Genomic DNA, 21,458 nt, shown 5'->3' with positions numbered 1-21,458 from the left:
CAAGGGGTTCGATGGACGTCGCAACGCTCATGCTCATCGCCTACCGGGCGATGGATGAACGGGTCATCTCCGCGATGCGGGATGCCGGCTACGACATCACCGTCGCGCAGGCCCGGCTCGCCCAGCGGATCGCCGAGGACGGCTCGCGCCTGGTCGACCTGGCCGAGCAGGCCCAGGTCACCAAGCAGACCGCGAGCGTGCTGGTCGCGGCGTTGGAGAGCAAGGGGCTGGTCGAACGGGTCCCGGACCCGGTCGACGGCCGGGCGCGTCTGATCAGGTTCACGGCCGCCGGGCAGGACGCCGCTGACCGCGCTCGTGAGGTGGTGATGAGCGTCGAGCAGGAGTGGAACGACCACCTCGGTCCCCGCCTGGCGCCAGCCCTGCGGGAGGCTCTCACCTCGCTGCGCGAGCTCGTCGATCCGTACCAGTGACGTCCAGAACCCGCGCCAGACGGGCAAATTCGGGTAACTGGCGGACCGCAATGGGGATACATTCCCTAAACAGGTTCACGGCGATTACGCAAGGGGCCTAATACCTATCGTCTCGATATTTGGACCTATCACTCGTTTGAATTCCGTACGGCGGAACAAAGTGGTCTCGAACTTAGGAAACCCTTTGGTGCGGGCGCCAGAAAACGCTTCTGACTAACCCCTCCACCGCAAAGTCCGAGAGGTCAATGTCGTGGGCGCAGAGTCCGTAGTCACCCGGGTCGAGATGACCCCCGCAGAGTCCCAGGCCGCAGCCGAGCTGTCGGAGTCGTTGCTCGCCCGGTTCGAGAGCCCGGTCTCCTCGGAGTTCCTCGAGACCGCGCCCTTCCTCGGCGGTGAGCTTCCCGACAGCGTCGCCAAGGCGATCCGCGCCTTCCGTTACGGCGATGCGACCGACGCCCTGGTGATCAGTGGGCTCCCGGTGACCGCCGGCCCGACCCCGCCGCACTGGAACCACCCCGACGCCCAGGCGCCGCACATGGCCGACTTCTGGCTCGCGCTGATCATGGCCCAGCTCGGCGACGCCGTCTCCTGGTCCTCGCTGCAGGGTGGCCAGCTGGTCAACAACATCCTGCCGATCCAGAAGCAGGAGAGCCTGCAGACCGGGCACAGCAGCGACGTCGTGCTCGACCTGCACATCGAGGACGCGTTCAGCAACCTTCGCTGCGACCACCTCGGGCTGATCTCGCTGCGCAACGAGGACATGATCCCGACCACCGCGGTCGGCATCAGCTCGATCGACGTGACCGGCCCTGAGTACGCTCCGCTGTTCGAGCCGCGCTACGTCATCCACCCCGACGACGAGCACCTCCGCAACCTCCGCGAGGCCGGCGTCAACGAGGCCGAGCTGCTCGCCGCGCCGACCGCGGTGCTCTCCGGCTCACCCCAGGCCCCCGACGTCCGGCTCGACCCGCCCTACATGGCGGCTCTGCCGGGCGACGTCGAGGCCGACCGGGCGCTCCAGTTGCTCATCATGGAGCTCTCCGCGAACGTCGAGGACGTCGCGCTGGCCCCCGGCGAGATCCTCATCGTCGACAACCACCGTGCTCTGCACGGTCGTAAGCCCTTCACGGCTCGCTACGACGGCACCGACCGTTGGCTCCGCCGCCTCACGACCGTCAAGGACCTGCGCCGCAGTCGGGTCGCTCGGTCCGAGGCCTCCTCGCGGATCATCGACCCGGTGCTCGAGCCTCTTCCCGCATCCCTTGAGCTCACAGGCGCTGGTCGCTGACGCTCGGGATCAAGGAGGCCGCAGGCGCGTTCCGCCTGCGGCCTCCATCTATTTCGTGACACCTACCGTGACGGGGATCGGGAATACTCGTTGGGGTGAACGTGAGGCGATGGGGCATGTGCGTGCTGGCCGCTGGGCTGGCCCTTGCGCTGGTCGGCTGCGGGGACGACAGCAAGCCGAAGAAGCCGGAAGCGGCGCCGTCGGAGGACACCTACCCCGTGTACGCCGCGACCATGGGCCCGGTCGAAGCAGCCATGACGTTCGTGCCGGAGCGCGCCAAGACGCTGGCGGTGACCGACTACGACGAGGTGAAGTCCCTCTTCGGGCTCGACGACGTCACCAGCCGGTCGAGTCCCTCGGACCAGAGCGACCTGTGGAACCGGGCCGACAAGGAGGCCGCCCAAGTCAGCGGCGGTCTGCTGCGCGGGGTCGACCAGCGTCTGCGCGACACCGATGAGTGGGGCGCCGCCGATGTCGTCTGGGAGGCCAGGTTCACCGGCGGCGGTCAGGACGGGTACGTCATCAAGGTCGCCGACCGGGTCAAGCCCGGGCCGGCGATCAAGGCGGGCGTCGGCCCGCTGAAGGGCGCCAAGTTCGACCCGGAGACCCACCTGATCACCAAGAACACCGCAAGCCCGGACGTGGAGAACTGGGCCGCGCAGGAGGTGGTGGTCGCCGTCGCCGGAGGCCCTGCCACCTCGACGTACGTGGTCAAGGGCTGCGCCGAGGGTGGGCCGAAGGAGAAGACCCGGCTGGCGCCGATCGAGGCCTACTCGGTCGAGTTCGGCGGCGGGTTGGCCACCCTGCGTCTCGGCGAGGACCGTGACGACCTGTTCGTCCGGCTGAAGCTGGGCGATCAGGTCGCGGCGTACGAGAAGGTCTTCACCAACGGTGTCGCCGATCCGGCCACGGGGCGGATCGGATTCCGGGTGACGAACCCGGTGACCGCGGCCACCCTGGTCACCAGCGAACCCGTCCCGTTCGCGGTCTGCGACTGAGGGGCCGTACTCTGGGAGTGCTATGGCCGCCCAGACCAGTCCCCCGCGCAATGCATATCCACTTGGGATCTTCTCCCCGAGGTTGTGGGGTGCACACGCGCTGGTGGTGATCTTCGTGACCGGCGCGGTGCTGCTCGGGGTGTGGCAGTACCAGTCGAGCCAGCAGGACAAGCAGAACCAGGTCGCGGAGCTGGTGCACGCGAAGCCGAAGGCGTTCACCGACCTGATCGGACCCAACGACGCCTTCCCCTGGGAGCAGATCGGCCGCCCCGTGACCGTCTCCGGGATCTGGATGCCCGAGGAGACCATCTTCATCGACGGGATGGAGCGAGGCTCTCAGGTCGGCTTCTGGGCCGTCACACCGGTGCTCGTCGAAGACACTGAGTCGGCCGTCTACGTCGTGCGCGGCTGGACCCCTGAGGTCGGTAGTGCACCGCCCGCGCCGCGCGGCCACGTCACCGTCACCGGCTGGCTGCAGCCCAGCGACTGGACCGACGTCGCCGACGACCGCAAGTCCGACAACGTCTTCCCGCAGCTGGACGTCTCCGACCTGATCTCGCGCACCAGCTACGACCTCTACAGCGCCTACATGGTGCGCTCGCCGGTCGAAGAGAGCTGGCCGGCCAGCTCGATGCCGGTCAACGACGGCGCCGCGGACGTCGCCGACGTGCCTGCCCCGCAGCTGCCCGAGCCGGAGGCCACGACGGGGCTGCGCAACCTCCTCTACGCGATCGAGTGGTGGCTGTTCGGGATCTTCGGGATCTACGTGTGGTGGCGCTACGTACGCGACACCCTCCGCCCCCGAGCTGACGACGAGGACGACGACGGCAGCGAAGAAGACCCTGAGAAAACCACTCAGGATCTGCGCGTACGCTCAGACGCGTGAACAAGCTGTTCGGCACCTACAAGGTGCTTGCGTACATCGTGGGTGTGCTGCTGCTCGTCGGCACGATCTCCTCGCTGTTCAAGTATCTGCTCCCCGAGGGCACCGCCCTGCAGTCCTTCGGCGAGGCGATGACGCCGCTGTGGGTCGCGCACGGCTGGATCTTCATCATCTACGTGATCGTCGCGTTCCTGCTGACGCAGAAGGCCCGATGGACGATCCCCGAGTTCCTGCTGATGATGATCGCCGGCCTGATCCCCGGTCTGATCTTCTGGGTCGAGCGCCGCGTCGCCGACCGGATCGCTCCGAAGCTCGCTGACGCGGCCTCCTGACCTCGGGCCCGCGACCGACCCTGTGGGAGGATCGAGGAGTTACATCCCGTACCAATCCCAATGTCGGAAGGGCAGGTCATGGCTGACCAGAAGGCCATCCTCCACACCAATCACGGTGACATCACGATCACCTTGTTCCCCAACCACGCTCCGGAGACGGTCGCCAACTTCGTCGGCCTCGCCACGGGGACCAAGGAGTACACGGACGACGCCGGCCGCTCCGGTGTCCCCTACTACGACGGTCTCGGCTTCCACCGTGTCATCCCCGGATTCATGATCCAGGGCGGTTGCCCCCTGGGCACCGGTACGGGCGGCCCGGGCTACACCTTCAAGGACGAGCCGCACCCCGAGCTCACCTTCGACAAGCCCTACCTGCTCGCGATGGCCAACGCCGGCCCCGGCACCAACGGCTCGCAGTTCTTCATCACCACCGGCCAGGCGCCGTGGCTGAACTTCAAGCACACCATCTTCGGTGAGGTCGCCGACGAGGAGTCGAAGAAGGCCGTCGACTCGATCTCCGGCACCAAGACGGGTGCGATGGACCGCCCGGTCGAGCCGGTCGTCATCGAGACGGTCGAGATCGTCTAGTTGTCCGACTCGACCCCGGTCGGGGTGCCGGTCTGCTACCGCCACCCCGACCGTGAGACGCATATTCGCTGTCAGCGCTGCAGCCGGCCTATCTGCCCTGACTGCATGACGGGCGCATCGGTCGGCTTCCAGTGCCCCGAGTGCGTGCGTGAGGGCCACAAGTCCGTACGCCAGCCCAAGCGCTTCACCGGCGCGCGGGTCGGGTTCCGGGCACTCCCGGTGACCTTCTCGCTCATCGGCGTCAACGTCCTGGTCTGGCTGAGCATCATCCTCACCGGTGGATCCGGGTCGAGGATCGCCGACTTCCTCGCGATCCGGCTACAGGGCTACTGCCTCACGCCTGACGGTGGCTTCGCGGTGCCGAGCGAGGTCTGCCGGGCGAGTGGCGGCACCTGGATGCCGGGAGTCGACGACGGCGCGTTCTGGCAGCTGCTGACCTCGACGTTCACCCACGTCTCGATCATCCACCTGGCCGTGAACATGCTGTCGCTCTACATGCTCGGCTCGTTCCTGGAGCCGATCGTGGGCCGGCTGCGGCTCCTGGTCTTCTACCTGATCTCCGGCCTGGCGGGCTCCGCCCTGGTGGTCTGGGCGTCGGTACCGGCCGGCTCGACCGTCGGCGCCTCCGGTGCCATCTTCGGCCTGCTGGGTGTCCTGGTGGTGCTCTTCGTCAGGGCCGGGCAGTCGCTCTCCCCGCTGCTGCCGGTGCTCCTGATCAACGCAGGCATCACCTTCTTCGGCAACGGCATCTCCTGGCAGGGGCACCTCGGTGGCTTCATCGGCGGTCTCGTCGTCGCGGGCATCTTCACCTCGCTCCGGGCCGACCGGAAGGCACCGTTGCAATGGGCTGCCCTGGGTGCCTTCACATTGGCGTTGCTTGCCCTGATCGGCGTACGGATCCTGCTGTTCTGACGCCTTCGCGGTAGGTGTTTTCGGGGCGTTTTCACCGCGTGCACAAATCCACAGGTGTGGATGGCCCTGTGGAGAACTACATCCGTGTAACGCAAAGCGGCGCAAACCAAAGGTTTGCGCCGCTTTTGCCGTCTAACGACAGGATCACTCCCACTTCGTGGCGAAGGTGAAGCCCACCGCCATGAAGCCGATGCCGACCAGGAGGTTCTTCTGACCGAGGTCGTTGAAGACCCAGATCTTGTCCAGGTGGTCGTTGGCGAAGACGTAGAAGACGCAGATCCAGATCAGGCCGATGACGAAGCAGCCGAGCATGCCGACCACGACGCCGCGGCCGCGGCCCAGCGGGGTCTTCGGGTGAGCGGCGACGGCCAGGCCCAGGAAGAGCAGGACGAAGCCGATCAGGTAGTTCCACCCCTCGAGCTTCTGCACGGGCTTCGGCCCGGTGAAGTCGCCACCGACCTCGTTGGGGCGGACCCCGATGTAGTAGTAGGCGATCCAGCCGATGCCGAGGGCGATCAGCAGCAGGGCGACCCCGAAGCGCGGAGTGAAGATCGTCTCCTTGGGAAGGTCGAGATCACTCTTCTTCGAGAGCTTGAGCTTGGCCACGGGTGATGCTCCTCAGACAAATGTGATTGCTGCGCATACCCTAATGGTCGTGAGCTCCGGAACCCAGGCTAACCCCACCTCTAAACCAAAGCGCTGGTCCCGTGTGACCTCTTGGAGGCTTGGTACGCCCATCGTGGTGCTGCTCTGTGGCGGCCTGCTCGCGGTGAGTTTCGTGAATGCCGACGGCACCGACCTGCGTCCGGGCCGCTACGACGACCTCGCCACGCTCGTCGACGGCGAGCGGATCCGCTACAACCGCCTCGAGGCCCAGCTGACCGACTTGCAGAGCGAGGTGGACCAGCTCACCAGCGGCGTCACCGACAAGGACGTCAAGAAGCTGCAGAACCAGTCAGCGCGGCTCTCCGATCCGGCCGGCACCTCCGACCACAGCGGCGCCGGGATGCAGATCGTCCTCGGCGACGCGCCCTCAGAGGTCCAGGAGAGCTACACGGGTGACGACCCCAACTCGCTCGTCGTGCACCAGCAGGACATCCAGGCCGTCGTCAACGCGCTCTGGGCCGGTGGCGCCGAGGCGGTCACCATCGCCGGCAAGCGGATCATCACCACCACCGGCATCAAGTGTTCCGGCAGCACGGTGCAGCTCGACGGCGTCCCCTACCCCCAGCCGTACGTCATCGAGGCGGTCGGCGACCCTGACCGGCTGCAGGCCGCGATCGACCGCGACAACCACGTACAGAACTACCGGGCCGACGCCCTCGACCCCAACGTCCAGATCGGCTGGTCCCTCCAGCCGCTGACGTATCTCACGGCTCCGGCCTACGACGGTCTGCTCGACGTGAAATACGCGAAGCCCCTGCCTCAGGAGGACTGAGCCAGGGGCTTCGGGAGCGTCAGGGCTACGGCGCCGCCGGGGTGCTCGGCGGGAGCGCCGGGTCACACGTCGGCGGGTCGCCCGGCTCGGCGGTCTGGGTGGCCGAGGCCGATGGGTTGGCCGGGTCCGTCCCAGGCACGAGGGTCTGACAGCTCGGCAGGGCCTCCTCCTTCGTCGAGACGAAGATGATCACCTGGCCGTCCTGCGCGAGTGGCGTGCCCTTGGCCGGTGTCTGCTCGACGACGGTGCCCTTGGGCTCCTCGGTGTTGGGCTCGTCCTTGCGTACGGGCGTGAAGCCGGCGTTGCGGAGGATCTCCTCGGCCTGCTCGGCCGTCTTGCCGACGACGTTGGGGACCTTTGTCGGGCCCTTGGAGACGGTGAGGGTCACGACGGTCGACTTGCCGGTGGTGACGCTCTCTCCGTCGACCGGGTCGGACTCGACCACGATGCCCTTGTCCTTGTCGGATTCGACCGTCTCGATCTTCACCGTGAAGTTGTAGGGATCGCCCTCGAGCAGCTCCTTGGCCGTCTTCTGCGGCGAACCGACGACGTTGGGCATCTCCCGGTTGGGTGGACCGGTGGAGACCGTCAGGGTGACGGTGCTGCCCTCCTCGACGTCCTGGCCGGCGGGTGGGTCCTGGGAGATCACGACGCCGACCGCGACCGTGTCGCTCGCCTCCCGCTTGACCTCACCCTTCAGCTTGGCCGTGCTCAGCTCGGCCCTCGCCCTCTCCTCGGTCAGGCCGGTCACGTCGGGCGCTGGTGTGGACTGCGGGCCGAGGGCCGCAGGCAGGAAGTAGGCGCCCAACCCGATGAGGCCGACGATGACCAGGCCGAGCAGGATGAGGACCCACGGGCGCGGGCCCTCGGGGCGGTCGTCCTGGGGCGGGTAGTAGCCACCGTTGGTGGGGTCGCCCCCATAGGGGCCGACGGCGCGGTTCTGGGCGACCTGGGTCTGGTCCATGCTCGGCGGCACGGTCGCGTGGACCGGACGCCCGGCGAGGTAGCGCTCGATGTCGGTGCGCATCGCCTGCGCGGACTGGTAGCGGTCCTCGACGCGCTTGGCGAGCGACTTCATCACGATCGCGTCGAGCTCACGGGTCAGCGTCGGGTCGTGGGCCGAGGGAGGCTGGGCCTGCTCGCGTACGTGCTGGTAGGCCACCGAGACCGGCGAGTCGCCGACGAACGGCGGACGGCCGGTGAGCAGCTCGTAGAGGAGGCAGCCGGCCGAGTAGACGTCGGAGCGGGCGTCGACCTGTTCACCACGGGCCTGCTCGGGGCTCAGGTATTGGGCGGTGCCGACCACGGCCGCGGTCTGGGTCATCGTGGACTGGGCGTCGTTGAGCGCCCGAGCGATGCCGAAGTCCATCACCTTCACGTCACCGGCCGGCGTCAGCATGACGTTGCCCGGCTTGATGTCGCGGTGGATGATCCCGTTGCGATGGCTGTAGTCGAGAGCGTTGAGTACGTCGGAGCTGATCTCCAGCGCCCGCTCGGGCAGGATCTTGCGACCCTCACGGAGTACGTCGCGCAGCGTGCGACCGGCGACGTACTCCATCACGATGTAGGGCTGGGCGACGCCGTCGTCGGACTTCTCCTCGCCGGTGTCGTAGACCGACACGATCGAGGGGTGGTTGAGCTTGGCCGAGGACTGCGCCTCGCGCCGGAAACGCGCCTGGAAGGTCGCGTCGCTGGCGAGGTCGACCCGCAGGCGCTTGATCGCGACCACCCGGCCGAGCCGGTGGTCGGTGCCCTTGCGGACCTCTGCCATGCCGCCGCGGCCGAGCAGCTCGCCGACCTCGTAGCGACCGGCCAGGAGAGCTCCCTCAGCCATTGCCGCCCCCGTTGCCGTTGCCGTTGCCAGTCTCGTCGCCTGGGAGCTCCGGGATGCCCCAGTCGGAGGATTCTCCGTCGGTCGGCTCCTCCTCGTCGCTCTCTTCCTCGTCGGGCTCCTCCTCGGCGGGAGGCTGCTCGACCACGGGGCGCTCGCCGTAGTAGCGGATGGTGATCGGGTCGCCCTCGTAGAGGTTGCGGGTCGGGTCGAGGCCGGCGACAGTGTCGGGCTCGTAGCTGCCGTCGTTGTCCTGGACCGCCACCTTGACCTTCAGACCGAGGTCGTCCAGCTCGGAGCGCACCTCATCGACGTTGCGGCCGACGTAGTCGTCCTCGTTGATCTCGACGGGCTTGGGCTCCTCCTCGGGCTCCTCCGACGGAGTGGGAGTCGGGGACGCTGAAGGTGTGGTCGACGTGTCGTTGGCCGGAGGAGTCTTCGGATCCGCCGCGAGGGTCGAGATGATCCAGATGATCGCGACAATGACCGCCACGAGCATCAGGATGACGATGATGTTGAACGGCTTCTTGTACCAGGGCCTCTGGTCGTCGTCCTCGTCGTAACGGTCGTACGGGTCCTGGTAGCGAGGCGGCGGCGGACCCTCGGGACCGCCCGCGGCGCCCTGCATGCCAACGTAGTTCTGAGTGGGCGAGGGAACCGGGTCCATGACCGAGGTCGCGGTCGCGTCGCCGGCTGCCGCGGCGACGACGGTGGTGGCATCGGCGTCCGGGTCGGCGGCGCCGTGACCGATAATCGCGGAGGTGAACGCGGCGGCGTCGGCGTAGCGGAGGGACGGGTCCTTCTGCAGGCTCCGCATCACGATCGCGGCCAGATCTGCCGGGACGTGGTCGGGCAGCGGCGGGACCGGGTCGTGGAGGTGGGCGATCGCGGTCGCGACCGGAGTCTCCTTCTGGAACGGCCGGTAGCCGGCCAAGCACTCGAAGGCGACGACGCCGAGGGAGTAGACGTCGGAGGCGGGCGTGGCCTTCTCGCCACGCGCCTGCTCGGGGCTGAGGTACTGAGGCGTGCCCATCACCTGGCCGGTGCCGGTGATGCCGGTCGACGCCTGCGCTCGGGCGATGCCGAAGTCGGTCACCTTCACCTTGCGCTGCGGGGTGACCAGGAGGTTGGCGGGCTTCACATCACGGTGGACGATGCCGGCCCGGTGCGCGGCGGCCAGTGCGTCGCCGGCCTGACCGAGGAGGTCGCGTACGACCTCGGGGGCCAGGGGCCGCCCGTCACGGATGAGCTCCGAGAGCGGCTTGTGGTCGACGAGCTCCATCACCAGGAACGGCCGCATCAGGCCGGAGGCGGTCGGCATCTCGCCGACGTCGTAGACGGCCACCACGTTGGGGTGATGGAGCGCCGCGGCATGCTTCGCCTCGGACTCGAACCGGGACCGGCCGATCGGGTCCTCGGCGTGCTCGGGCTTGAGGAGCTTGATCGCGACCTCGCGGTTGAGGGTCGTGTCGGTCGCTCGCCACACCTCGCCCATCCCGCCGGTGCCGATGAGCTCGTGGAATACGTAACGACTCATGAGATCGCTGCCTCCATCATGGCCTTCGCGATAGGTCCGCCCAGCCGTCCGCCGGCGATCTCGCTGCGTTCGGTGCCGCTCTTCTGGACCATCACGGCGACCGCGATGGACGGGTTCTCCGCTGGGGCGAACGAGGTGAACCAGGCGTACGGCGGCTTGTCCGGCGTGGTCTGTGCGGTGCCGGTCTTGCCGGCGACGCTCACGCCGTCGATCGCGGCCGCCTCGGCGGTGCCGTTGTCGACGGTGCTGACCATCATCTGGGTCAGGATCTCGGCGGTGTCCTGCGAGACCGCAGGCTGGTTGTCGATCGCGGTCGGGTTGCCCTGGTCGATGACGTCGAGGGAAGAGGAGGTGACCCGGTCGACGAGGTAGGGCTTCATGACCTCGCCCCCGTTCGCGATCCCTGCCGAGACCATCGCCATCTGCAGCGGGGTCGCGATCACGTCCTGCTGGCCGATGGCGGCGCGGGCCTGCTTGGCCTTGTCGCCTCCGTTGTCGGGGTATTGGCTGACGGCCAGGGGCCTGATGTCGTTGAGGTAGTCCTGGCCGAAGCCGAACCCCTCGGCCTGCTCCTGCATCTCCTCGTCGGAGAGCTCCATTCCGAGGGACCCGAACGCGGTGTTGCAGGAGACCTCGAGAGCGCGGGTGAGGGTAATCTGCTCGCCGCCGCAGCTGGTGCCGTTGAGGTTGGGCAGGTCGGTGTCGGTGCCGGGCAGGTCGAGCGAGGCGCCGCCGTAGACCATGCTGTCGCCGTCCATGCCGAGGTTCTCGATCGCGGCCGCGGCGGTGACCAGCTTGAAGGTCGATCCCGGCGGCAGCGCGGTCTGGATGGAGCGGTTGAGCAGCGGCTCGTTCTCGTCCTTCGAGAGCTGGTTGTAGGACTTCTGCGCGGCGTTGATGTCGTTGTTCGCCACCCGGTCCGGGTTGAAGGTCGGGGTGGAGGCCATCGCCAGGATCTTGCCGGTCTTCGGCTCGATCGCCACCGCCGCGGCCTGGACGTCCTCACCGAGCGCGGTCAGGCCCTCGTACGCAGCGTCCTGGACCTTCGGGTTGATGGTCAGCTCGACGTTGCCGCCGGCCGGCTCGGAGTTGGTGACCAGGTCGACCAGGCGGTTGGTGAAGAGCTTGTTGTCCTTGCCCGACAGCACCGAGTCCTGCGACCTCTCGATCCCGGTCTGGCCGTAGGAGTAGGACATGAAACCCGTGATCGGGGCGTACTTCTTGCCGCCGGGGTAGGTGCGCTGCCACTCGAACTTGCTGTCGCTCGGCACGCTGGTGGCGACCGCCTTCTTGCCGACCAGGATGTCGCCGCGCTGCTGTGAGTAGGCGTCCTCGGTCACCCGGCGGTTGTCGGCGCGGTCGTTGTACCAGTTGGCCTTGAAGAACTGGACGTACGTCACGTTCAGCATCAGCGCCACGAACAGGATCAGGCAGCCGACGCTCAGCGTGCGGATGGGGCGGTTCACTTGCTCATCGCCCCTTTGTCGAGCTTGACGATCTGGGTCTCCTCAGCGGCGAGGTCTTCATCGGACGGTGCTGTCGGCAGTGGACGGCGGGACTGGTCCGAGACGCGCAACAGCAGGGCCACGATCACCCAGTTGGCGACCAGCGAAGACCCACCATACGAGAGGAACGGTGTGGTCAGACCAGTCAGCGGGATGAGGCCGGTCACGCCACCGACGACCACGAAGGTCTGCAGCGCGACCGAGGTGGCCAGGCCGACGGAGAGCAGCTTGCCGAAGTCGTCACGGGCGACGATCGCCGTGCGCAGGCCGCGCTCGACGATCAGTCCGTAGCAGAGCAGCAGCGCCAGGAGCGCGGTCAGGCCGAGCTCCTCACCGATCGCCGGGATGATGAAATCGGAGTTGGCGTAGGGGATCCGCCAGGGCTCGCCGGAGCCGAAGCCGCGGCCGATCATGCCTCCCCAGGCCATCCCGAACAGCCCTTCGACCAGCTGCCCCGAGGAGGTCACGCCATCATCGCCCACGGGGTAATACTTGAACGGGTCCAGCCAGGTGAACACCCGGACGCGTACGTGGCTGAACAGGGTCAGAGCAGCGAAGACACCACCTGCGAAGAGTAGGCCGCCGACGACGATCCAGCCCTTGCGCTCGGTTGCGACGTACAGCGTCACCACGAAGAGGCCGTAGAAGAGCAGGCTGGAGCCGAGGTCGCGCTGTAGCACCAGGATCGCGAGGCTGATGGCCCACATCATCAGCAGCGGGCCGAGGTCGCGGCCGCGGGGCAGGTCGATGCCGGCGAACCGGCGCCCCGCCAGTGCGAGGGCGTCGCGGTGGACCGCCAGATAGCCGGCGAAGCAGATCACCAGCAGCACCTTGGCGACCTCGCCGGGCTGGAAGCTGACCGGTCCGAGGTTGATCCAGATCCGCGCGCCGTTGATCTCCTTGCCGATGATCGGGAGCATCGGCAGGATCAGCATGACCACCGCGCCGAGGCCGGCGGTGTAGGTGAACCGCTGCAGCATCCGGTGGTCGGGAACCAGGAAGAGCGTGATCAGGAAGAGCACCACGCCGATCGTCATCCAGATCAGCTGCTGACGGGCGAACTTGTCGGCGTCCTCGGCGAGAGCCAGGTCAAGCCGATGGATGACGGCCAGACCGACCCCGTTGAGCATCGCAACCAGCGGAAGCAGCACCGGGTCGGCGTACGGAGCCAGCAGGCGTACGCCGATGTGGGCCGCCACCAGGAGCGCGACCAGCCAGGCGCCGTAGCCGACGATGTCGACCGGGATCTTCTCCTGCACGCCAAGGCCGACAGCCGCGTACGCACCGATCCCGACCACCAGGGCCAGGATCAGCAGGACCAGCTCCGCTCCCCGCCGTGACCGGTGGACGAAAACGGGCATCGAGCTAGCCGGAGTGAACCCGCTCATGACCCGCTTCCCGCATCTGCGGCGCTCTGGTCCGCGAGCGACTGCACCTTCTCCTGGGCGCCGGCCAGGTCCTTGCTGTGGATCCCGTCCTCGAGCTGGTTCTGGTACGTATCGGCCAGGTCCTCGACCTTCAGGTTGGAGGTCTGGTAGGGCTCGGAGAGATCGAGGCCGATCATCGTGGTGGGTACGCCACGGAAGATCGTGACGTTGCCCTCCTGCTCGCCGATGTACCACTGGTTCTGCGACCAGACGAACGCGGTCGCGACAGCGATCCAGACGACACCGAGAAGGGTCAGCAGGCCGAAGGCCCAGCGCAGCTTCAGATACTTGACCGGAGCCTGGAGTGCGTAGCGCATCTCCTCCGGGTCGGCGGTGATCGCGCCGTCGGGGATCTCCTCGTCGATCGGGTCCAGCTCGCCGGTGTCGCCCATCCGGTGACCGCGGAACAGGGCGGTCATCTGGCCGGTCTTGGTGGTCCTCCGCTTGAGCTCGGCCGCCGCACCCACCATCTGGGCCTCGAGGCCCGGGGACGGGATGGTGTCGCTGGGCACCACATCGGCGACCACGCAGGTCACGTTGTCGGTGCTGCCGGAGTCGAGGGAGACCCGGACCAGCTCGACGGCTGCGTACTCGGGCGTGCCGGTGGCCAGGATGTCGGCGATCCGCGGGTCGTCGACGTAGCCGCAGACACCGTCGCTGCAGAACATCAGCCTGTCGCCGGCGGCGAGGTCGACGATGAACAGGTCGGGCTCGAGCTCGCGGGTGCCGTCGAGGGCCTTGAGGATCAGGTTGCGGTGGGGGTGGGTCTTGGCCTCCTCCTCCGTGATCCTCCCCTCGTCGAGAAGCGTCTGCACGAAGGTGTGGTCGTGGGTGACCTGGTGGATCGCGCCGTTGCGGAGCAGATAGGCGCGGCTGTCGCCCACGTGGCCGACGGTCAGCTTGGAGCCGTCGAAGAGCCCGACGGTCGAGGTCGTGCTGGTGCCGTTGAGCGTCGGGTCGTGGTCGACCAGGTGGCCGATCTCGTCGTGGGCCATGTGCAGCGCGTGGGAGACGAGGCCGATCAGGTCGTCGTCGACCAGCCCGAGGGCCGGCTCCTCGTCGAGCTTGCGCAGCTGCTGGACGGCCGTGCTGGAGGCGATGTCGCCGCGGGCGGCGCCGCCGACACCGTCGCAGACGGTCAGCAGCCAAGGTCCGGCGTACCCGCTGTCCTGGTTGTCCTTGCGCACCCGGCCGACGTCCGAGACCGCCGCGAACTCGAGGCGGAAGGGTCGTCCGTCGGCAGCGCCCAGGCTAGGAGCGGGGTCGGAGGTGGGGTCGGTCGCAGCGGTCACTTGCGCAGCTCCAGGATTGTTTTACCGATCCGCACCTGGGTCCCGAGAGAGATGGCGGTCGGCTGATTGATCCGGACGGACCCGATGTAGGTGCCATTGGTCGATCCGAGGTCCTCCACGAACCACTGGTCGCCGGAGACGGCGATCCGGGCGTGGCGGGTGGAGGCGTAGTCGTCATCGAGGATGATCGCGGCATCGCTGCCGCGGCCGATGACGATGGGTGCCTGCGAGAGAGGCACGGTCACACCGGCGTTGGAGCCGGTGGTGACGGCCACATGCGTGGGTACGCCGCGCCGCGGCGCCCTCGCCGCAGCAGCCTTGCCGCGAGCCGGCGGGTCCGCCGGCTGGCCGCCGGCGGAGGCGTTGGTGACCCGCGCGCCGAACATGTCGGAGCGGATCACCGACAACGCTGCCAGCACGAAGATCCACAGGATCGCCAGATAAGCGACCCGGATCAGAAACAGAGTCAGCTCGCTCAACGGCGTTCCTCCACGATATGCGCGGTGATGACGGTGGTGCCGATGCGCACCTGAGAGCCGTCGTCCAAGGTGGCACTCGCCATCTTCTGCCCGTTGACCAGCATGCCGTTGGTCGAGCCGAGGTCATAGACCTCGACGCGTACACGGTCGCCGGCCGGCTTCGATCGGAACTCGATGTGGCGGCGGCTGATGCCAGGGTCGTTGATGCGCAGGTCGGCGTCGGTGCCCCGTCCCACGACGAGGTTGCCGTGGAGCGGGTGCCGGGTGCCGTTGATCTCCAGGAAAGCCTGCGCGCGGCTCACCTGGGTGTCGGTCATGTCGCCGCCCGAGACCGCCGCCTGGGCGCGGCTGCGCACCCGGAACCGGCCGATCGTCAGGTCCTTCGCCTCGCCGAACTCGATGCTCACGCGGCCGGGGAAGACGAATCCCTGCGCCTCGGCGTGGTCCATCAGCTGGCGCTTCAGCTCTTCCTTGAGGTGGGGTCCGTAGGACTCCAGCTTCCCCAGGTCGCTGGCGGACAGCTCCACGAAGAAGTCGTTGGGGACCAGGCGCCGCTGGCGGCTGAGCACCTGGGCGTTGTTGTCGATCTCGCGCTGGAGCGCGGCGACGATCTCCACCGACTTCACCTCGGACCGGAACGCCTTCGCGAAAGCGCCTGAGATGAGCTGCTCCAACTTCTGCTCGAACTTCTGCAGGCCGCTCACGTTGTTGCGCTCCTCTCAGGTGCCGGGGGTGGGCCGGTCGGGGTGGGTGGTCAGTCGCGTACGGGCACAGTGGTCCCCGGGATTCGGCCCGATCGTATCGGTGCACCCTAGGGGATCTGCCACTTCCCGCATTCTGCGTGGTTTCGATCCTCCCACGATCGGGTGACCACCAGCGTCAAGGCGAGCGGGGTGCCGTCGTTTTGGGTCGGCGGGCGCCCGTGGGCTAACGTTTCCTCTGCTGCACGCGCGAGTGGCGGAATAGGCAGACGCGCACGGTTCAGGTCCGTGTGTCCGAAAGGACGTGGGGGTTCAACTCCCCCCTCGCGCACCACCACCGAAGCCCCAGGGATGACCTGGGGCTTCGTGCATTTCAGCGCGATCCCGAAGAACGTAGTCGATCATCCGCCAAGGATGACGTGGCGCGCGCAGTCAATTGCGACGCTCGGTGGATACCCCGCCGATGACTGGAGCGCCTGCGATGCCGAACCGTCCCGACACTCACGCCCGGACCATGTTGCCGATCCCGGACCGACCAGCGTCGGGACACACGACGTACGACGCCAAGGACCCGGAGACCAAGTACCCGCCGATCGAGCCGCTGCTTCCGCCGGACGGCGCGCCCAACGTACTCGTCGTACTTCTCGACGACGTCGGCTTCGGGGCGTCGAGCGCGTTCGGAGGGCCGTGCGCCACGCCGGTCGCCGAACGGCTGGCTGGCAACGGCCTGCGCTACAACCGGTTCCACACCACGGCGCTGTGCGCCCCGACGCGGCAGGCGCTGCTGACCGGCCGGAACCACCACTCCGTCGGGATGGGCAGCATCACCGAGACAGCGACCTCGGCGCCCGGCAACAGCTCGGTGCGGCCCAACACCAAGGCGCCGCTCGCGATGACGCTCAAGCTCAACGGGTACTCGACGGCACAGTTCGGGAAGTGCCACGAGGTCCCGGTCTGGCAGTCCTCGCCGCTCGGCCCTTTCGACGCCTGGCCCTCGGCAGGCGGAGGGTTCGAGACGTTCTACGGTTTCATCGGCGGTGAGAACAACCAGTGGGACCCCGCGCTCTACGAAGGCACCACCGCGATCGAGCCGCCGGCGACGGCCGAGGAGGGCTATCACCTCACCGAGGACCTGGCCGACCACGCGTGTGCCTGGATCCGCCAGCAGAAGGCGCTGATGCCCGACCGGCCGTTCTTCGCCTACTTCGCGCCGGGCGCGACCCACGCTCCCCACCACGTCCCCCAGGAATGGATCGACAAGTACGCCGGGAGGTTCGACGACGGTTGGGACGTCCAGCGGGAACGCACGTTCGCGCGGCAGAAGGAGCTCGGGGTCATCCCCGCAGAGGCCGAGCTGACCGCCCGCCACGACGAGATCCCGGCGTGGGACGACATGCCGGACGAGCTCAAGCCCGTGCTCGCCCGTCAGATGGAGGTGTACGCCGGCTTCCTCGAGCACACCGACCACCACGTCGGCCGCGTGATCGACACCATCGCCGACCTCGGCGTACTCGACAACACCATCGTCTACTACATCATCGGCGACAACGGCGCCTCCGCCGAGGGCACCCTCAACGGCGCCTTCAACGAGATGGCCAACTTCAACGGCATGGCCGCGTTGGAGACGCCCGAGTTCATGCGGGCGAAGATGGACGAGTTCGGCTCACCCAGCTCCTACAACCACTACTCGGTCGGCTGGGCGTGGGCGATGAACTCGCCGCTGCAGTGGACCAAGCAGGTCGCCTCGCACTGGGGCGGCACTCGCAACGGCACCATCGTGCACTGGCCGGGCGGGATCGACGACCCGGGCTCGGTGCGTGCCCAGTTCACCCACGTGATCGACCTGGCGCCGACCGTCCTCGAAGCGGCAGGGCTGCCCGAGCCGGCCATGGTCAACGGCGTCCAGCAGTCGCCGATGGAGGGGACGAGCATGCTCTACACGTTCCGCGGTGCGAGCGAGCCGGAGCGGCACGACCTGCAGTACTTCGAGATGTTCGCCAACCGCGGGGTCTACCACAAGGGCTGGAGCGCGGTCACCAAGCACCGCACCCCGTGGGTGATGGTCGGCGGAGAGCTGCCGGCGTTCGACGACGACGTGTGGGAGCTGTACGACGGCAACACGGACTTCAGCCAGGCGAGGGATCTTTCGGCGGAGCACCCCGACAAGCTCGCCGCGCTGCAGCGGCTCTGGCTGATCGAGGCCGTGAAGTATGGAGTGCTGCCGATGGACGACCGCACCAGCGAGCGGCTCGAACCCACGATGGCAGGCAGGCCGACGCTCGTCCGCGGCAAGACCCAGCTCTTCTTCCCCGGCATGGGCCGGCTCTCGGAGAACAGCGTGGTCAGCATCAAGAACAAGTCGTTCTCCGTCACCGCCGAGGTGACGATCCCCGACACCGGTGCCGAGGGAGTGATCATCGCCCAGGGCGGCAGGTTCGGCGGCTGGACGTTCTTCGCCCGCGCCGGACGGCTCAAGTTCGTCTACAACGTGCTCGGCATCCAGCAGTTCCCCGTCGTCTCCGAATCCCTGCTCGCGGCCGGCACCCGCCAGGTCCGGATGGAGTTCGCGTACGACGGCGGTGGCCTCGCCAAGGGAGGCGACGTCACTCTCTACGACGACGGCAAGCCGGTCGGGTCGGGCCGGGTGGAGGTGACCCAGCCGATGGTCTTCTCGGCCGACGAGACAACCGACATCGGCTACGAGTCCGGTACGTCGGTCTCCTCGGACTACACGAGCCGCACCAGCCGGTTCAGCGGCAAGATCGCGTGGGTCCAGATCGATCTCGGCGACGACGTACACGACCACTACATCGACCCGGACGAGCGGTTCAGGATCGCGATGGCACGTCAGTAGCGATGTCACAGATGCACCACGTGCCTCGTCGTAGGGGCATCCGTGCATCGACTGAACTTGGAGACATCATGAACATCGCCCTCTGGATCGTCGCCGGCGTCTTCGGCATCGCCTACGTCGCCGGCGGCATCGTCAAGCTGACGATGTCCTACGAGAAGTACGCAGCGAAGCTGGGCTGGCCGGGGGACTTCACGCCCGGCAACGTGAGGTTCATGGGCGTGGTGGAGGTCCTGGGCGGCATCGGCCTGGTCCTTCCGGGGCTGGTCGACGTGGCGCCGATCCTGGTGCCGATCGCGGCCTCGTGCATGGCGCTCTACATGGCCGGAGCGATCACCGAACGGCTCCGGCGCGGTGAATACAAGGAGCTCCTCGGCGACCTGCTCTTTCTCGCGGCGATGGTCTTCATCGCGTGGGGGCGCTTCGCGGTCGAGCCGTTCTAGCCGACCACCTTGTCGAGCTTGATCGGCAGGTCCGTGATCTCTCGGTCATCTGTCCGAGGCCTTCGCCAACCAGCTGAGACCGTGGCCGGACCCGGCCAGAACCTTGACGTGACTGACGTCACATCTTTACGGTTCACACATTGAATCGTTTCATGTCGATGTGGTCGGAGCTCCGATCAAGGTGGGAGAACAGACCGTGATCCATCAGCACCAGCTTGCCCGTCGTGGTGTCCTCAAAGGCATGGCCGCCGTCGCGTCGGCAACCCTCATGAGCCGTGTCCTGGCAGCCGAGTCGGCTGCGGCGGCCGCGCCATCACGCGGCCGGTCGATCGACCGCGAGGCGTTGGTCTCCCGGCACCGTGTGGTCCGCCACGAGAGCGACCTCGAGCTTCCGATCCAGGTCGGCAACGGCCGGTTCGCCTTCGGTGCCGACGTGACCGGCCTGCAGACCTTCCTCGCCTTCAACACCCTCGCCGACTGGGGCTGGCACGAGGACGCGCTGCCCGCCGGCAAGCAGATCTCCGACCTCAAGGGCCGGGTCTGGGACACCTACGGTCGCGATGTCGCGTACTGGACCCATGACGAGGGCGAGCCGGAGATCTTCAACTGGCTCCGGGAGAACCCCCACCGGGCGAACCTCGGGCGGATCGGGCTGCGGATGCTCAAGGCCGACGGCACCGAGGCGGTCGAGGCGGACCTGACCGACGTGGAGCAGGTGCTCGACCCGTGGACCGGCTTGCTGCGCAGCAGGTTCCGGCTCGAGGGCCACCAGGTGAAGGTCGAGACCGCCTGCCACCCGGGGCAGGACGCGATCGGCGTACGCATCGACTCGGACCTGGTCAGGGCCGGTCGCCTGACGGCGTTCATCGACTTCCCGTATGCAATGACCACCGGCACCCAGAAGTTCTCGGCGCCGTTCGTCGGGTTCTGGGACCGCCCCGAGAGGCACACCACCACCGTGACGCGCCGCGGCCGGACCGCCCGGGTCACCCACACGATGGACGACACCGTGTACCAGGTCGGTCTCGACCTGCCGGGCGGGGCCGAGATCACCCGCCTGGACCCGGCACTGCACCGCTACCAGATCGTCGGCCGGGGGAACCGTCTGGAGCTGACCGCGTTGTTCGCCCCAGAGGTGGACAAGGTGCCGTCGGCCCGCGACGTGGTCGACGCGAGCGAGGAGTGGTGGCCCCGGTTCTGGCGAACCGGCGGCGCCGTCGATCTCTCGCGGAGCACAGACCCGCGCTGGCGTGAGCTCGAGCGCCGTATCGTGCTCAGCCAGTACCACCTCGCGGTCAACGACGCCGGCAACGATCCGGCCCAGGAATCCGGGCTGGTCAACAACGGCTGGTACGGCAAGTTCCACATGGAGATGTACTGGTGGCACGCCTTCCATTACGGCCTGTGGAACCGCTGGTCGCTCCTCGACCGGAGCACGGACATCTATGAACGGTTCCTTCCGCACGCACGTGAGCTTGCCGTGTCGCAGGGCTTCCGCGGCGCGCGCTGGCCCAAGATGACCACCGCCTTCGGTGACGCGATCGGCCGGGAGTCGCCAGGCACGCCGACCTGCCTGCTGATCTGGCAGCAGCCGCACCCGTTGTTCCTCGCCGAGATGGACTACCAGGCGCATCCGCAGCGGAGCACCTTGCGCAAGTGGGAGACGGTGGTCCGTGAGACGGCCGAGTTCATGGCGTCGTTCGCGAACCGTGAGGAGGAGACCGGCCGGTACGTCATCGGGCCGCCGATCATGTGCTGCAACGAACGGAACAAGCCGGAGTCGACGCTGAACCCGACCTTCGAGCTCTCCTACTGGAAGTTCGGGCTGCGCATCGCCCAGCAGTGGCGCCAGCGGCTCGGCCGGGCGCGGGACGAGGCGCTGGACGAGATCCTGGACAACCTCGCGCCGCTGCCCGTCGAGGACGGCACCTATGTCCTCTACGAGGGCGTGCCGAACATGTGGACCGAACGCAACACCAACCACCCCGACCCGATCGCGCCGTTCGGGATGCTGCCGGGCGACGGTGTCGACCTGGAGACCATGCGGGCGACCACCCGACGCGTGTACGAGACCTGGCCGGTCACCGACCTCTACAGCTGGGACTTCCCGTTGCTCGCGATGAACGCGGCCCGTCTCGGCGACCCGGTCAGCGCGGTCGACAACCTGCTCCATGAGCGCCTCGGTTTCACCGACACCGGGCTGCCGGCGAGCGGCAAGAGCGGTGTGCCCTCGCCGTACTTCCCGTCGGCCGGCGGGCTGCTCTACTCGGTGGCGATGATGTGCGCCGGGTGGGCGGACTCGCCCGAAGGCGTACCTGGCGCGACCGGCACCCCGGGACCACGCGGCTCCGCTCCGGGGTTCCCGACGGACGGCTGGAAGGTCGTCTGGGAGGACCTCTCGCCCGCTCTGTGAGGGGCGCCCGCGGCTGGTGCCGTGAGGACCAGCATCGGTCTGTCGACGGCCGGGATCGAGCCGTTCGGAGCACAGCCACCTTTTGAGTGATGTGTGGCCCGATCCCGTG

The 21,458-nt window shown here is 67.8% G+C and carries 19 protein-coding genes, 1 tRNA gene and 1 pseudogene; 13 read left to right on the top strand and 8 right to left on the bottom strand.

Annotation, left to right across the window (positions count from 1 at the left end):
- Positions 1–11 precede the first annotated feature (11 nt).
- The 8 genes and pseudogenes from ABZU72_RS10735 to ABZU72_RS10700 all read left to right on the top strand — a co-directional run bounded on the left by ABZU72_RS10735 (position 12) and on the right by ABZU72_RS10700 (position 5,432).
- The gene (locus tag ABZU72_RS10735) at positions 12–431 is read left to right on the top strand and encodes a MarR family transcriptional regulator (RefSeq protein ID WP_355018848.1); all 420 of its coding nucleotides are present in this window, start codon (positions 12–14) and stop codon (positions 429–431) included.
- A 250-nt stretch (positions 432–681) separates the two neighbouring features.
- The gene (locus ABZU72_RS10730) at positions 682–1,719 is read left to right on the top strand and encodes a TauD/TfdA family dioxygenase (RefSeq protein ID WP_355018847.1); all 1,038 of its coding nucleotides are present in this window, start codon (positions 682–684) and stop codon (positions 1,717–1,719) included.
- A gap of 95 nt (positions 1,720–1,814) precedes the next feature.
- The gene (locus ABZU72_RS10725) at positions 1,815–2,717 is read left to right on the top strand and encodes a hypothetical protein (RefSeq protein ID WP_355018846.1); all 903 of its coding nucleotides are present in this window, start codon (positions 1,815–1,817) and stop codon (positions 2,715–2,717) included.
- A 103-nt stretch (positions 2,718–2,820) separates the two neighbouring features.
- Positions 2,821–3,603, top strand: coding sequence for an SURF1 family protein (locus ABZU72_RS10720; protein WP_355018845.1), 783 nt, complete (start codon positions 2,821–2,823; stop codon positions 3,601–3,603).
- The gene (locus ABZU72_RS10715; protein ID WP_355018844.1) at positions 3,600–3,932 is read left to right on the top strand and encodes a DUF3817 domain-containing protein; all 333 of its coding nucleotides are present in this window, start codon (positions 3,600–3,602) and stop codon (positions 3,930–3,932) included. Before ABZU72_RS10720 ends, ABZU72_RS10715 begins: the two co-directional genes overlap by 4 nt.
- A gap of 78 nt (positions 3,933–4,010) precedes the next feature.
- Positions 4,011–4,520, top strand: coding sequence for a peptidylprolyl isomerase (locus tag ABZU72_RS10710; RefSeq protein WP_355018843.1), 510 nt, complete (start codon positions 4,011–4,013; stop codon positions 4,518–4,520).
- A gap of 24 nt (positions 4,521–4,544) precedes the next feature.
- Positions 4,545–4,622: pseudogene (locus ABZU72_RS10705) on the top strand (hypothetical protein); the annotation flags it as partial.
- 3 nt (positions 4,623–4,625) lie between these two features.
- Positions 4,626–5,432 (top strand): rhomboid family intramembrane serine protease, encoded by an 807-nt coding sequence (locus tag ABZU72_RS10700; protein WP_355018867.1) that lies wholly within the window; start codon positions 4,626–4,628, stop codon positions 5,430–5,432.
- Between the two features lie 144 nt (positions 5,433–5,576).
- Here the strand turns inward: ABZU72_RS10700 and ABZU72_RS10695 are convergent, their stop codons facing one another.
- Positions 5,577–6,038, bottom strand: coding sequence for a cell division protein CrgA (locus tag ABZU72_RS10695; protein ID WP_355018842.1), 462 nt, complete (start codon positions 6,036–6,038; stop codon positions 5,577–5,579).
- Between the two features lie 163 nt (positions 6,039–6,201).
- Between ABZU72_RS10695 and ABZU72_RS10690 the strand changes: the two genes are divergently transcribed.
- A complete protein-coding gene (locus ABZU72_RS10690) occupies positions 6,202–6,870 on the top strand; it encodes a DUF881 domain-containing protein (protein WP_355018841.1) in 669 nt (222 codons plus the stop codon).
- A gap of 25 nt (positions 6,871–6,895) precedes the next feature.
- Here the strand turns inward: ABZU72_RS10690 and pknB are convergent, their stop codons facing one another.
- Genes pknB through ABZU72_RS10655 form a run of 7 tightly spaced genes read right to left on the bottom strand, consistent with a single transcriptional unit; the run spans position 6,896 to position 15,645 of the window.
- On the bottom strand, positions 6,896–8,704 hold the full coding sequence (pknB, locus tag ABZU72_RS10685; RefSeq protein ID WP_355018840.1) for a Stk1 family PASTA domain-containing Ser/Thr kinase: 1,809 nt from the start codon (positions 8,702–8,704) through the stop codon (positions 6,896–6,898).
- Complete coding sequence (locus ABZU72_RS10680; protein ID WP_355018839.1) at positions 8,697–10,238, bottom strand: serine/threonine protein kinase; 1,542 nt, start codon at positions 10,236–10,238, stop codon at positions 8,697–8,699. The genes pknB and ABZU72_RS10680 overlap by 8 nt, the downstream gene beginning before the upstream one ends.
- Complete coding sequence (locus ABZU72_RS10675; RefSeq protein ID WP_355018838.1) at positions 10,235–11,704, bottom strand: penicillin-binding protein 2; 1,470 nt, start codon at positions 11,702–11,704, stop codon at positions 10,235–10,237. Before ABZU72_RS10675 ends, ABZU72_RS10680 begins: the two co-directional genes overlap by 4 nt.
- A complete protein-coding gene (locus tag ABZU72_RS10670) occupies positions 11,701–13,131 on the bottom strand; it encodes an FtsW/RodA/SpoVE family cell cycle protein (RefSeq protein ID WP_355018837.1) in 1,431 nt (476 codons plus the stop codon). Before ABZU72_RS10670 ends, ABZU72_RS10675 begins: the two co-directional genes overlap by 4 nt.
- Positions 13,128–14,462, bottom strand: a complete 1,335-nt coding sequence (locus ABZU72_RS10665; RefSeq protein ID WP_355018836.1) for a protein phosphatase 2C domain-containing protein — start codon at positions 14,460–14,462, stop codon at positions 13,128–13,130. The genes ABZU72_RS10670 and ABZU72_RS10665 overlap by 4 nt, the downstream gene beginning before the upstream one ends.
- Positions 14,459–14,941 (bottom strand): FHA domain-containing protein, encoded by a 483-nt coding sequence (locus ABZU72_RS10660; RefSeq protein WP_355018835.1) that lies wholly within the window; start codon positions 14,939–14,941, stop codon positions 14,459–14,461. The genes ABZU72_RS10665 and ABZU72_RS10660 overlap by 4 nt, the downstream gene beginning before the upstream one ends.
- The gene (locus tag ABZU72_RS10655) at positions 14,938–15,645 is read right to left on the bottom strand and encodes a DUF3662 and FHA domain-containing protein (RefSeq protein WP_355018834.1); all 708 of its coding nucleotides are present in this window, start codon (positions 15,643–15,645) and stop codon (positions 14,938–14,940) included. Before ABZU72_RS10655 ends, ABZU72_RS10660 begins: the two co-directional genes overlap by 4 nt.
- A gap of 244 nt (positions 15,646–15,889) precedes the next feature.
- On the opposite strand from ABZU72_RS10655, the gene ABZU72_RS10650 reads away from it, so the two are divergent.
- The 4 genes from ABZU72_RS10650 (at position 15,890) to ABZU72_RS10635 (ending at position 21,349) form a co-directional block, all read left to right on the top strand.
- Positions 15,890–15,976, top strand: a tRNA-Leu gene (locus tag ABZU72_RS10650).
- Between the two features lie 147 nt (positions 15,977–16,123).
- Positions 16,124–18,496, top strand: coding sequence for an arylsulfatase (locus ABZU72_RS10645; protein WP_355018833.1), 2,373 nt, complete (start codon positions 16,124–16,126; stop codon positions 18,494–18,496).
- 68 nt (positions 18,497–18,564) lie between these two features.
- A complete protein-coding gene (locus ABZU72_RS10640; protein WP_355018832.1) occupies positions 18,565–18,936 on the top strand; it encodes a DoxX family protein in 372 nt (123 codons plus the stop codon).
- 196 nt (positions 18,937–19,132) lie between these two features.
- Positions 19,133–21,349, top strand: a complete 2,217-nt coding sequence (locus ABZU72_RS10635; protein ID WP_355018831.1) for a hypothetical protein — start codon at positions 19,133–19,135, stop codon at positions 21,347–21,349.
- Positions 21,350–21,458: the final 109 nt, after the last annotated feature.

This window comes from Nocardioides sp. NPDC004968 (assembly GCF_040608935.1).
Taxonomy (GTDB): domain Bacteria; phylum Actinomycetota; class Actinomycetes; order Propionibacteriales; family Nocardioidaceae; genus Nocardioides.
This window is presented reverse-complemented; position numbering and strand designations above follow the sequence as displayed.